The organism is Variovorax terrae, from assembly GCF_022809125.1.
GTDB lineage: Bacteria > Pseudomonadota > Gammaproteobacteria > Burkholderiales > Burkholderiaceae_C > Variovorax_A > Variovorax_A terrae.
Genome location: NZ_JALGBI010000001.1, coordinates 2,942,780 through 2,954,970, shown reverse-complemented (window position 1 = coordinate 2,954,970; position 12,191 = coordinate 2,942,780). Strand labels below are relative to the sequence as shown.

General features: G+C 65.8%; 12 protein-coding genes. 9 read left to right on the top strand and 3 right to left on the bottom strand.

The genetic code is table 11. The features are described from left to right. Positions 1–801 precede the first annotated feature (801 nt). Positions 802–3,795, bottom strand: a complete 2,994-nt coding sequence (locus MMF98_RS13965) for an Rne/Rng family ribonuclease (RefSeq protein ID WP_243306925.1) — start codon at positions 3,793–3,795, stop codon at positions 802–804. A 517-nt stretch (positions 3,796–4,312) separates the two neighbouring features. Between MMF98_RS13965 and MMF98_RS13960 the strand changes: the two genes are divergently transcribed. The 5 genes from MMF98_RS13960 to MMF98_RS13940 all read left to right on the top strand — a co-directional run bounded on the left by MMF98_RS13960 (position 4,313) and on the right by MMF98_RS13940 (position 7,768). Then, the gene (locus MMF98_RS13960; RefSeq protein WP_243306924.1) at positions 4,313–5,296 is read left to right on the top strand and encodes an RluA family pseudouridine synthase; all 984 of its coding nucleotides are present in this window, start codon (positions 4,313–4,315) and stop codon (positions 5,294–5,296) included. Further along, positions 5,274–5,936 (top strand): HAD family hydrolase, encoded by a 663-nt coding sequence (locus MMF98_RS13955; protein ID WP_243306922.1) that lies wholly within the window; start codon positions 5,274–5,276, stop codon positions 5,934–5,936. The genes MMF98_RS13960 and MMF98_RS13955 overlap by 23 nt, the downstream gene beginning before the upstream one ends. An 8-nt stretch (positions 5,937–5,944) precedes the next feature. After that, entirely contained in the window at positions 5,945–6,307 is a 363-nt protein-coding gene (locus MMF98_RS13950) for a Rieske (2Fe-2S) protein (RefSeq protein WP_243306921.1), read from the top strand. A 1-nt stretch (position 6,308) separates the two neighbouring features. Continuing rightward, positions 6,309–7,343 carry a S49 family peptidase gene (locus MMF98_RS13945; RefSeq protein ID WP_243306919.1) on the top strand — a complete coding sequence of 345 codons (1,035 nt, stop codon included), beginning with the start codon at positions 6,309–6,311 and terminating at the stop codon, positions 7,341–7,343. Positions 7,344–7,447: 104 nt separating this feature from the next. Next, a complete protein-coding gene (locus MMF98_RS13940; protein ID WP_243306917.1) occupies positions 7,448–7,768 on the top strand; it encodes an H-NS histone family protein in 321 nt (106 codons plus the stop codon). 15 nt (positions 7,769–7,783) lie between these two features. On the opposite strand, the gene MMF98_RS13935 is transcribed toward MMF98_RS13940, so the two are convergent. After that, entirely contained in the window at positions 7,784–8,554 is a 771-nt protein-coding gene (locus MMF98_RS13935; protein ID WP_243306916.1) for an SAM-dependent methyltransferase, read from the bottom strand. Next, entirely contained in the window at positions 8,554–9,150 is a 597-nt protein-coding gene (locus MMF98_RS13930) for a Maf family nucleotide pyrophosphatase (protein ID WP_243306914.1), read from the bottom strand. Before MMF98_RS13930 ends, MMF98_RS13935 begins: the two co-directional genes overlap by 1 nt. Positions 9,151–9,175: 25 nt before the next feature. Here MMF98_RS13930 and MMF98_RS13925 point away from each other — a divergent pair, with 25 nt between their 5' ends. From MMF98_RS13925 to MMF98_RS13910, 4 genes are all read left to right on the top strand, one after another. Continuing rightward, complete coding sequence (locus MMF98_RS13925) at positions 9,176–9,724, top strand: YceD family protein (RefSeq protein ID WP_243306912.1); 549 nt, start codon at positions 9,176–9,178, stop codon at positions 9,722–9,724. 109 nt (positions 9,725–9,833) lie between these two features. Then, entirely contained in the window at positions 9,834–10,016 is a 183-nt protein-coding gene (gene rpmF / locus MMF98_RS13920) for a 50S ribosomal protein L32 (RefSeq protein ID WP_243306910.1), read from the top strand. 101 nt (positions 10,017–10,117) lie between these two features. Then, a complete protein-coding gene (gene plsX / locus MMF98_RS13915) occupies positions 10,118–11,170 on the top strand; it encodes a phosphate acyltransferase PlsX (protein WP_243306908.1) in 1,053 nt (350 codons plus the stop codon). Next, entirely contained in the window at positions 11,170–12,147 is a 978-nt protein-coding gene (locus MMF98_RS13910; protein ID WP_243306906.1) for a beta-ketoacyl-ACP synthase III, read from the top strand. The genes plsX and MMF98_RS13910 overlap by 1 nt, the downstream gene beginning before the upstream one ends. Positions 12,148–12,191 lie beyond the last annotated feature (44 nt).

Sequence of the window (12,191 nt, the reverse complement as noted above, 5' to 3'; positions counted from 1 at the left end):
AGGTCGGGCTGTGCTGAGGGTGATGGAACGGCCCACTTGTTGTTGGCACCGATCCGGGCACGACCTGTTGAGTGTGGACTCGAAATCAGTCATGCCCACAGTGTGATGAAGTCCTGGCCGTACTCGCAACTGCATGTTCTCGCAGTCATGCGCTGCTGCGCAGCGAGAATCATCAGGTTGTCGGGGGCTCATGTCGGCATTCCACTTGGGGCGTTCAGGCGACCATGGGCCTGCAGCGCTCGCACATGCTGTTTCCTGATCTGCAACTGACGGGAAAAAGATGGGGCGGTGGACAGATACATGGTTGGCGCACTAAAAAACAAATTGTAACAATCGTACAACACGGGTGTGACAATTTATTACCGATCGCAATGCTTGCATAGTAGGCGAAAGATATCTTCAGATCTCTGAAAACTCCGTGAGAAATTCACGTCTTGGGTGCTTTCTGCCAGCTTTACAAGCTGATGTTCTGCCGCGGGTCAGTTTCTCGACAGGAATGCAACGTGGGCCGGGACGAGAAGGGTTGAATTCTTGCCAATCCGGAGGCCTTCGGGTAGATCTGTGCGCCTAGGCTCCGGCGCTCCGTGGTGTGAGCAAATGCGCAACCGAGTTTCGTCAAGTTCTTCACGCTTGTGAATAGTCCAAAGTGACTAGTGCGGAGGGCGCGCACGCTCGCGGCCTGTGGGTCGTTGGGTGACCGCTATGGCTCGGTAGGCGTTGGGCCCTGGGTTGCGCTTGCGCGCATTCGCCGAGGGCAGAGCCGCTGGGTGCTCCGTCCCCGGCGGGGGAGGGGGCGAAGGCTCAGGTGCTGGAAGGCGGCGCTGCCTCGAAGGGCAGCGTCATGTTGCGCAGGTCGCGCCGCGTTTCCACCAGGATCAGCGGCCCCTCATCCAGCACCACCGGGGCGGGACGCTCGCGTGGCACTCGCACGGGCTTGGGCTCGGCGGCGATGGCTGCTTGTGCAGAGGCGATCTTGTCGGCGTCGGAATTGACCCAGACTAGGCCCGAACCCTCGGCCACCTGGGCCAGGTCGGCCACGGGGAGCTGGAAGGACTGGACTTTGGGCAGGCCGGCAGGAACGGCGGGCGCCGGTGCCTGCACGGGGGCCGGCGCGGCCTGTGCGACAGGGGCGGCTACCGGTGCCGGCGCTTCGACGCTGCGGGCAGCAGCAGGCGCCTCTGCGTCGAGCGGGAGCGCGGCCTGGGCCGGCGCTTCCTGTGCCACGGGGCGTACGGCATCGAAGTAGCTGCTGCGCACGGGCTCGGCCGCTGCGCGCTCGGCACCCTCATCCGTGGTGCTGCCTTCTTCGGTGCGCGGCTGTTCGCTGCGCTCGCGGCGGTCGCGTCCATAGCGGTCGCGCGAACGGCGTTCACGGCGCTCGTCGCCTTCGGGGCGTTCCCGCTGGCCGTCGGCGCGCGGCGTGTCGTTGCCGCTGTCGGACGGCGTGCCTTGCGGGGCAGTGCTGTCCTGGGTGGCGGCAGAGGCTGCTGCAGCGGCAATGGCGGTGGTGGCTGCGACGGCGGCACCGGCGGCCAGGGCCTCCGGGCTGTTGCCGGCGGCATCACCACTGCGCGGACCGCGCTCGCCGCGGCGTTCGCCACGCTCACCCCGTTCACGGCGGCCTTCACCGCGCTCGCGGCGTTCGCCGCTGCGCGGCGGCCGGTCTTGCCGCTGCTCGCCGGATTGGGTGTCAGATACGGCGGAGGTCCCCGTCGCCTGGACATTGTTTGCTACGGTTTCTGTAGCGGCCGTGCGGTTGTCGGCGTCGCGCCGTTCGCGCGGGCCCTGGCGGTCGCCCCGGCCTTCGCGGTCCTGGCGCTCGCCACGGCGCTCGCCGTCACGGTTGCCACGGCCTTCGCCGCTGCGTGCCGGCTGGCCTTCTGCGCCCTCGGCTCGGCCCTCACCCCGGCGTCCATCGCGGCGCTCGCCGTCGCGCCGGCGCTCACCGCCGCGGCCTTCGCCCCGGCGTCCATCGCGGCGCTCGCCGTCACGGCCGCCGCGGCCTTCGCGTTTTTCTTCCTTCTTGGCGCCTTGCGCGGCCGGTGCGGGCGCGGGGGCCGGTGCGGGCTTGGCGCCGAACAGGTTCTTGATCCAGCCGAAGAAGCCGGTTTCCGCGGGGGCGGCCACGGGGGCCGGAGCGGCTGCCTGCTGCGGCTTGACCGGTTCGGGCTTGGGCACGGCCACCGGCGCGGGCGCGTCGGGCAGCACACCCTTGATCACGGGGGTCTGCTTGTTGGTGGGCTCCTGCGAGCGGCGCGTGACGGAGGTCGGGTCCTCGATCTCGTCGGCCATCTTGTAGCTGGCCTCGATGTTGTCCAGGCGCGGGTCGTCGTGCTTGAGGCGCTCGAGCCGGTAGTTCGGCGTTTCCAGCGTCTTGTTGGGCACCATCAGCACGTTGATGCGCTGCTTGAGTTCGATCTTGGCGATCTCGGTGCGCTTTTCGTTGAGCAGGAAGGAGGCCACTTCCACCGGCACCTGGCACAGCACGGAGGCGGTGTTGTCCTTCATGGACTCTTCCTGGATGATGCGCAGGATCTGCAGCGCCGAGCTTTCGGTGTCGCGGATGTGGCCGGAGCCGCCGCAGCGCGGGCAGGGGATGGAGGCGCCTTCGCTGAGGGCGGGGCGCAGGCGCTGGCGGCTCATTTCCATCAGGCCGAACTTGCTGATGGTGCCGAACTGCACGCGCGCGCGGTCTTGCCGCAGCGCATCGCGCAGGCGGTTTTCGACGTCGCGGCGGTTGCGCGACTCTTCCATGTCGATGAAGTCGATGACGATCAGGCCGCCCAGGTCGCGCAGGCGCATCTGGCGGGCCACTTCGTCGGCGGCTTCGAGGTTGGTGCGGGTGGCGGTCTCTTCGATGTCGCCGCCCTTGATGGCGCGGGCCGAGTTCACGTCCACCGAGACCAGCGCCTCGGTGTGGTCGATCACGATGGCGCCGCCGCTGGGCAGCTGCACGGTGCGGGCGTAGGCCGATTCGATCTGGTGCTCGATCTGGAAGCGGCTGAACAGCGGCGCGTCGTCGCGGTAGCGCTTCACGCGGGCGGCATGCTCGGGCATCACGTGGGCCATGAACTGCTGGGCCTGGTCGTAGATGTCGTCGGTGTCGATCAGGATGTCGCCGATGTCGTTGTTGAAGTAGTCGCGGATCGCGCGGATCACCAGCGACGACTCCTGGTAGATCAGGAACGCGCCCTTGCCGCCCTTGGCCGCGCCGTCGATGGCGCCCCAGAGCTTGAGCAGGTAGTTCAGGTCCCATTGCAGCTCGGGCGCGGTGCGGCCGATGCCGGCGGTGCGCGCGATGATGCTCATGCCGTTGGGATATTCCAACTGGTCCATGGCTTCCTTGAGCTCGGCCCGGTCGTCGCCCTCGATGCGCCGGCTCACGCCGCCGCCGCGCGGGTTGTTGGGCATCAGCACTACATAGCGGCCGGCCAGCGAGATGAAGGTGGTGAGGGCCGCGCCCTTGTTGCCGCGCTCTTCCTTCTCGACCTGCACCAGCAGCTCGTTGCCTTCCTTGATCACGTCCTGGATCTTGGCTTGGCTGACGGGCACGCCCTGGGCGAAATACTGCTTGGAGATTTCCTTGAACGGCAGGAAGCCGTGGCGGTCTTCGCCGTAGTCGACGAAACAGGCTTCGAGCGAGGGCTCGACGCGCGTCACGACCGCCTTGTAGATGTTGCCCTTGCGCTGCTCGCGTCCCTCGATCTCGATTTCATAGTCGAGCAGCTTCTGTCCGTCCACAATCGCCAGGCGGCGTTCTTCTGCCTGGGTGGCGTTGATCAGCATCCGTTTCATGATGCGTTCCCCTTGGTTTTCAAAAACATCAAACAGGCCCTGGATGAGCCAACGATGCCTGAACTGACGCCTGAGAAACGAAAGGAATTGCCGAAAGAGCCTGAGACTGCCAGAGCACTAGCTCAGCAGTCGGGGCGTGGGCGCGTGGATGGGGGCGAGGGGATGAGACTGTGGGATTGCTACAGAGTTTGTAGCGCCCCGCGCCCGGGGGGCGCGGACTTTGGGCGATTTCATGCCTGAAAGCGGGGGCAGCAGCCACCGCAGGCAGGTTTGAATCAGCGCCATCAACACAAGAGTTCTCGCTTCGATCCGTTCACGAGCAGCGTGCTTGCGAACTTGGGTATTCCGTATTCAGTGTTTCAAAATGCGTCGGCTCGAGCCGGCGGACTGCGAGCCACTGTCGGCGTTGGCCTTCAGTTTGCCGGCAATGCGCCTGGTGGCATCGACCTCCCAGCGCAGCCGTTGGCAGTGTGTGGACTAAACTCCAGACAAATCAACCACTTACGGCGTTACGCTAGTGAAACACATTATAGGGGGCAATCCGCCGCCTGCAACGCCCCAGGCCAAATTGCTGGCCGTCGATGAGGAATCGGCCGGCCAGCGGCTGGACAATTTCCTGATCCGCCACCTCAAGGGCGTGCCCAAGACCCATGTTTACCGCATCATCCGCAGCGGCGAGGTGCGCGTGAACAAGGGGCGGGCGGCGGCCGACACCCGGGTCGCGGCGGGCGACCTGGTGCGCCTGCCGCCGGTGCGGGTGTCCGACAGGGCCGCCGACAAGCTGGACAAGCCGGCGCCGGCGCGCGAATTTCCCATCCTGCTCGAAGACGAGCACCTGATCGCCCTCGACAAGCCGGCCGGCGTGGCGGTGCACGGCGGCAGCGGCGTGAGCTTCGGCGTGATCGAGCAATTGCGGCAAGCCCGGCCGGGCGCGAAGTTCCTGGAGCTGGTGCACCGGCTGGACCGCGAAACCAGCGGCATCCTGCTGGTGGCCAAGAAGCGCAGCGCGCTCACCGCACTGCAAGACCAGTTCCGCGAGCGCGAAACCGGCAAGACCTATCTCGCGCTGGTGGCCGGCGCCTGGCCCGCCAACCGCAAGGTGATCGACCAGCCCCTGCACAAATACCTGCAGGCCGATGGCGAGCGCCGCGTCAAGGTGGTGGCCAAGGACGATCCCGACGGCATGCGCTCCGTCACGCTGGTGAAGGTGGCGCAAAAGCTCGAGGGCTTCTCCCTGCTCGAAGTCACCATCAAGACCGGCCGCACGCACCAGATCCGGGTGCACCTCGCATCGGCCGGCCACGGCATCGCCGGCGACGACAAGTACGGCGATTTCGAACTCAACAAGGCGCTGCAGAAACAGGGGCTCAGGCGCATGTTTCTTCATGCGTGGCGGTTACAGTTCAATCATCCGGCCAGCGGCGAGCGCGTCGAACTGCTGGCGCCTTTGCCTTCCGAGCTTGAAGCCTTCGTTGCCCATGTCACGTCCACGCCGCTATGACCTGATTGCCTTCGACTGGGACGGCACGCTGTTCGATTCCACCCGCATCATCGTGCGCTGCATCCAGGCCGCGGTGCGCGACGTGGGCGGCACCGTGCCCAGCGACCATGCCGCGGCCTACGTCATCGGCATGGGCCTGATGCAGGCGCTGGCCTACGCGGCGCCCGACGTGCCGCCCGAGAAATATCCCGAACTCAACGCGCGCTACCGCCATCACTACCTGGCGCGACAGAACGACATCAGCCTGTTCGACGGCGTGCTGCCGCTGCTGGCGGACCTGCGCGCGCGCCACCACTGGCTGGCCGTGGCCACCGGCAAGAGCCGGCGGGGGCTCGACGAAGCCTTGCAGGCCGTGGAACTGCGGGGCATGTTCGACGGCTCGCGCACGGCCGATGAAACCGCCGGCAAGCCCGACCCGCGCATGCTGCACGAGCTGATGCGCGAATTCGGCACCGAGCCCGAGCGCACGCTCATGATCGGCGACACCACGCATGACCTGCAGATGGCCGTGAACGCCGGCTGCGCCAGCGTGGGCGTGAGCTACGGCGCGCACGAGCCCGACGCGTTCGAGGTGCTGCAGCCGCGCTTCGTGGCCCATTCGGCGCGCGAGCTGCACCAGTGGCTGCTGGACCACGCCTGAACCCGCCCATGGCCGCCATCGCGCTGTGCAACGCCGCCGACCTGGTCGAAGGCCGCGACGCCGTGCCGTTCGATGTGGTCTATGCCGGGCAGACCTGCCGGGCCTTCGCCATCCGTTTCCAGGGCCGGCCGCATGCCTACCTGAACCGCTGCACCCACGTGGCGATGGAGCTGGACTACCAGCCCAACCGTTTTTTCGATGACAGCGGCCAATGGCTGCTGTGCGCGACCCACGGCGCGGCCTATCGGCCCGACACCGGCGCCTGCGCGGGCGGCCCCTGCCGCGGCGGGCTGGTGCGCATCGAGCTGGCCGAGCATGACGGCGTGGTGCACTGGCATACTGCGTACAACCTCCAACCTGTCGAGTTCTGACATGACCGATCCGAATCAGCCCGAAAACCCGTCTTCAACGTCCGGACAGCCCGAGGTCCGCGTCGAGCCGACACGGGATGCTCCTAAAAAAGGAGCATCTCCGACCGAACGCCCCGGCTGGGAGCGCGCCACGCTGGAGCGGCTGGCGTTCGCCTCGCTCAACGAGCAGCGCGCCACGCGGCGCTGGAAATCCTTCGTGCGGCTGGCCTGGCTGGCGTTCTTCGTGTTCGTGGTGTGGGCGCTGCTGTACCGCGGCACGCCCAGCACCGACAAGAGCACGCCGCACACGGCCGTGGTCGAGATCAAGGGCGAGATCGCCTCGGGCGGCGACGCGAGCGCCGAATTCGTGGTGGCGGCCATGCGCAGCGCCTTGGAAGACGACGGCTCGCAGGCGCTGGTGCTGCTGATCAACTCGCCCGGCGGCAGCCCGGTGCAGGCCGGCATCATCAACGACGAGATCCGGCGTCTCAAGACCAAGTACAAGAAGCCGGTGTACGCCGTGGTGGAAGAGTCGTGTGCCTCGGCGGCCTACTACATCGCGGTGGCGGCCGACCAGATCTTCGTGGACAAGGCCAGCATCGTCGGCAGCATCGGCGTGCTGATGGACGGCTTCGGCTTCACCGGCCTGATGGACAAGCTCGGCATCGAGCGCCGCCTCATGACGGCCGGCGAGAACAAGGGCTTCCTCGACCCGTTCAGCCCGCAGACCGAAAGGCAGCGCGCCTATGCCCAGACCATGCTCGACCAGATCCACCAGCAGTTCATCGGCGCAGTCAAGGCCGGGCGCGGCAAGCGGCTCAAGGAAACGCCCGAAACCTTCAGCGGCCTGTTCTGGAGCGGCCAGCAGGCGGTGGAGATGGGCTTGGCCGACCAGCTCGGCAATCTGGATTTCGTGGCCCGCGAGGTGGTCAAGGCCGACGAGATCATCGACTACACGCGCCGCGAGAATGTCGCCGAGCGTCTGGCCAAGAAATTCGGCGCGGCCATGGGCGAGGGCGCTTTCCGGGCCATGAAGGCGGCGACGGTTTTGCGCTGAAACTGCAGTGGCGATGGTCGGCCGGGGTTTATTTATGGAATATAGGCGATTGAATACTTGATCAATCCTATAATCAAAACCCTCCGAACTTGTGATTTTAAAATATGGCTACTTATCTGGAATTGAAAGCGCAGGCCGATGCCTTGTATCAGCAAGCCGAGGAATTGCGCGACAAGGAGCGGTCTCAAGCCATCGCCGATATTCGCGAGAAAATGGCGAATTTCGAGATTACCCTGAAGGAACTGGGTTTGGATGGTAAACGTGCCAGTGCCAAGCCGGCCGCCAGCGCGGTCAAGACGCGCAAGCCGGTGGCCATCAAATACCGCGGCCCGGCTGGGCAGACCTGGACCGGGCGCGGCCAAAAGCCGGTATGGCTGGCCGAGCTGATCAAGCAGGGCCGCAAGCCCGAGGAATTCCTGATCTGAAAACCGTCGGTGCCTCTAGGGGGCACCGATGAGGAAGATACAGGGGTTTTGCAGGTCGATGCGGGTATTTTCGGCCTGCCATTTCGAAACCCTGGCCATGTGAATGGCGGCCTGCGGCAAAGTCAGGCCCGAGGCCAGGCCGAGCCGGGTTTCCCGCCCCAGTTGCCGCACCAGAGATTCCCACAGGCCCGCATTGCGATAAGGGGTTTCGATGAATAACTGGGTTTGCCCGGTTTTCAGGGCTAGCAATTCCAGTTCCCTGATTCTCCGGCTGCGCTCGGCGGCATCTTGCGGCAAATACCCCACAAAAGCGAAATTCTGGCCATTCAGGCCGCTGGCCGCCAGCGCCAGCAGCAGCGACACCGGGCCGACCAGCGGCACGACCTCGACGCTCAGATCGTGTGCGGCCCGCACCACCGACGAGCCCGGGTCCGCCACCGCAGGCATGCCGGCTTCGCTGGCCAGCCCCATGTCGTGACCCTGCAAGGCGGCCGCCAGCAAGGGCCTGGCGTCGAAGCTGCCGGTGTGGTCTCCCTTCTTGTGCACCTCGCGCGGCAATTCCTGGATCTGCAGCGCCTGCAGCGGCTGGGACAATGGTTGCAGCTCGTTGACGCGCTTCAGATAGGCGCGCGTCGACTTGGCGTTCTCGCACACCCAGTACCCCAGCCGCGCGGCGACTTGCAGCGTGCCAAGGGGCAGCACGTCCTGCAGCGGTGTCTGCACCTCGCAGCCGAAATCCAGCGGCGCCGGCACAATGTAGAGCCTGCCGGGTGCGGGGGCGCCCATCACAGCACCTTCACGCCCGCGGCGCGGATCATGCGGCAGGTGCGGATCAGCGGCAGGCCCACCAGCGCGCTCGGGTCGTCGTTGTCGATGGCCTCCAGCAGAGCGATACCCAAGCCCTCGCTCTTGGCGCTGCCCGCGCAGTCATACGGCTGCTCGGCCTGCAGGTAAGCCTCGATCTCCGCGTCCGTCAGGTCGCGAAACGTCACCCGGACCGGCGCAATGTCCGATTGCTCGAAGCCGCTGGCCTGGCACACCACGGCCACGGCGGTCTGGAAGATCACCGTCTGGCCGCGCATGCGGCGCAACTGCGCGGTGGCGCGCTCATGTGTGCCGGGTTTGCCCAGCGGTTCGCCGGCCAGGTCGGCGACCTGGTCGGAGCCGATCACCACGGCCTGCGGAAACCTGGCGGCCACGGCACGTGCCTTGGCCAGTGCCAGGCGGCTGGCCAGCGCCTGCGGGGTTTCGCCGGCCAGCGGGGTTTCGTCAACCTCGGGGGAGACCACGTCGAAGTCGAGGCGCAGGCGCGACAGGAGTTCGCGCCGGTAGCGCGAGGTGGAGCCCAGGATCAGGGCGCGGGGGGCAAGAGCATCGGTCATGCGGCGATTCTCTTACACTGCCCGCATGAAGAACGAGTTTGATGCTGCCCGGCTGGATGTGAAGGCGTTCGCGCAGGATGGCGGCGAGTTGTCCGGGCAGGACGCGCTGGGGCGCTACGAGCGCCTGATGGCCGAGACGCGGGGGCAGGGCGGTGATTCGCTGCTTGGCTGGACGGCTTCCGGCGAGCTGAAGCCGGTGCTGGGAGCGCCGGGGGAGATCTGGCTGCATCTGCGGGCCGAGGCCACGCTGCCGCTGACCTGCCAGCGCTGCCTGGGGCCGGTGCAATGGCCGGTGGTGGCCGAGCGCAGCTTCCGCTTCGTCGCCGACGAAGCCGCGGCGCTGGCGCAGGACGACGAGGCCGAGGAAGACCTGCTGGTGCTCAGCCGGGCCTTCGATCTGCGTGGCCTGATCGAGGACGAAATCCTGATGGCGCTGCCGCTGGTGCCGCGCCACGACATCTGTCCCACCGACGTGAAGCTGGCGGTGGCGGACGAGGCTTTCGAGGACGAGACCCAAGCCAAGCCCAACCCATTTGCCGTTCTGGCGAAGCTGCAGGGCCGCAAACCCAGTTAAATCAAGCAGTTGGGTTATAATCGAGGGCTTCGCGCGAAGACCTGCCAGGATTGGCTGTATCCGGGGCGACGCGCTTTTCACCAACCAGATACACACCCAGGAGCGGATCATGGCCGTCCAGCAGAACAAAAAGTCACCTTCCAAGCGCGGCATGCACCGCTCGCACAACGCACTCAACGTGCCGGGCATCGCCGTGGAACCCACCACCGGCGAAACCCATCTGCGCCACCACATCAGCCCGAACGGTTTCTACCGTGGCCGCCAGGTGCTGAAGAGCAAGACCGAAGCCTGATCACCCGTGATCCACCACAGGGGCCCGGTGCTACGCCAGTTGTGTAGCCACGGGCCTTTGTTTTAAGACTGCCCAACATCCCGGACCGCTCTGATCCTCCCATGATCACACTGGCTGTCGATTGCATGGGGGGCGACCACGGACCTCGCGTCACGCTGGTCGCGTGCCGGCAGTTTCTTGAACACCATGCCGATGCCGAACTCCTGCTGGTAGGCCTGCCTGCCAGCCTGGGCGCGTTGGTGCATCCGCGCGCCCGGATCGTTCCGGCCACCGAAGTGGTGACCATGGATGACCCCGTCGAGGTGGCCCTGCGCAAGAAGAAAGACTCTTCGATGCGCGTGGCGATCCGCCAGGTCAAAGACGGTGCGGCCCACGCAGCGGTGTCGGCAGGCAATACCGGTGCGCTGATGGCCATTGCGCGCTACCTGCTCAAGACCCTGGATGGCATCGACCGGCCCGCCATCGCGGCGCTGATGCCCAACGCCAAAGGTGAGGCCACCACGGTGCTTGACCTGGGCGCCAACGTGGATTGCACGGCCGAGCATCTGTTGCAGTTCGCGGTCATGGGCTCGGCCCTGGTGTCGGTGCTCAAGAACGACGCCACGCCGTCGGTGGGCCTGCTGAACATCGGCGAAGAAGTCATCAAAGGCAACGAAACCATCAAAAAAGCAGGTGAATTGCTTCGATCAGCTGGCAACTCCGGTGATTTGAATTTCTTTGGAAATGTTGAAGGCAATGATGTCTTCAAGGGCACGACCGAGATCGTGGTCTGCGATGGCTTTGTCGGCAACGTGGCACTGAAGGCCAGCGAAGGGTTGGCCAGCATGATCGTCGGTTTCCTGAAGGCGGAGTTTTCCCGCAACATTTTCACGAAAATTGCGGCCATCATTGCCTATCCGGTGTTATCTGCTTTGAAAAAGAAGATGGACTACCGACGCTACAACGGTGCGGCGCTGCTTGGCCTGCGCGGGCTGGTGTTCAAGAGCCATGGCTCGGCCGACGCGTTTGCTTTTGAGCAGGCCCTGAACCGCGCGTATGATGCAGCCCGAAACAACCTGCTCGACCGCGTTCAGACCCGCATTGCCCGCGCCGCACCGCTTTTGATGCCAGCGGCACCCGCAGTGCAGCCTGCCGAGGCGGCAACCTCCGACTGATGAGACGTTATTCCCGCATCACCGGCACCGGCAGCTACCTGCCACCGCGCCGAGTGACCAATGCTGCGCTGGCGGCCGAACTGGCCGCCAAAGGCGTTGAGACCTCCGATGAGTGGATCGTCGAGCGCACCGGCATCCGGGCTCGCCATTTCGCCGAGCCTGACGTGACCAGCAGCGACCTCGGCGCCGAGGCGGCCCGCCACGCGCTGCAGGCCGCCGGCCTCGAGGCCGGGGACATCGATCTGATCATCGTCGCCACGTCCACGCCGGACATGGTGTTCCCCTCCGCAGCCTGCATCCTTCAGAACAAGCTCGGCATCGCCGGCTGCGCGGCGTTCGATGTGCAGGCCGTGTGCAGCGGCTTCGTCTATGCGCTGACGGTGGCCGACGCGATGATCCAGACCGGCGCCGCCAGCAAGGCACTGGTGATCGGTGCCGAGGTGTTCTCGCGCATTCTCGATTTTTCGGACCGCACCACCTGCGTGCTGTTCGGCGACGGCGCCGGCGCCGTGGTGCTGGAGGCGTCCGACACGCCCGGCATCCTGGCCAGCGACCTGCATGCCGACGGCAAGCACGTGGGCATCCTGTGCGTGCCGGGCACCGTCTCGGGCGGGCGGGTGCTGGGCGACCCGTTCCTCAAGATGGATGGCCAGGCCGTGTTCAAGCTGGCGGTGGGCGTGCTCGAAAGCGCGGCCCGCACCACGCTGGCCAAGGCCGGCCTGACTGATGCCGACATCGACTGGCTGATTCCGCACCAGGCCAACATCCGCATCATGCAGAGCACCGCCAAGAAGCTGAAGCTGCCGCTGGACAAGCTGATCGTCACCGTGGATCAGCATGGCAATACCTCGGCCGCCTCGATTCCGTTGGCGCTCGATGCGGCGGTGCGCAGCGGCAAGATCCAGAAGGGTGACACGCTCATGCTCGAAGGCGTGGGCGGTGGCTTCACCTGGGGTGCCGTGCTACTGAATTTGTAGCATCAAAAGACCATCCGGCCTGGACATCGGGCCTATTTCCTGAA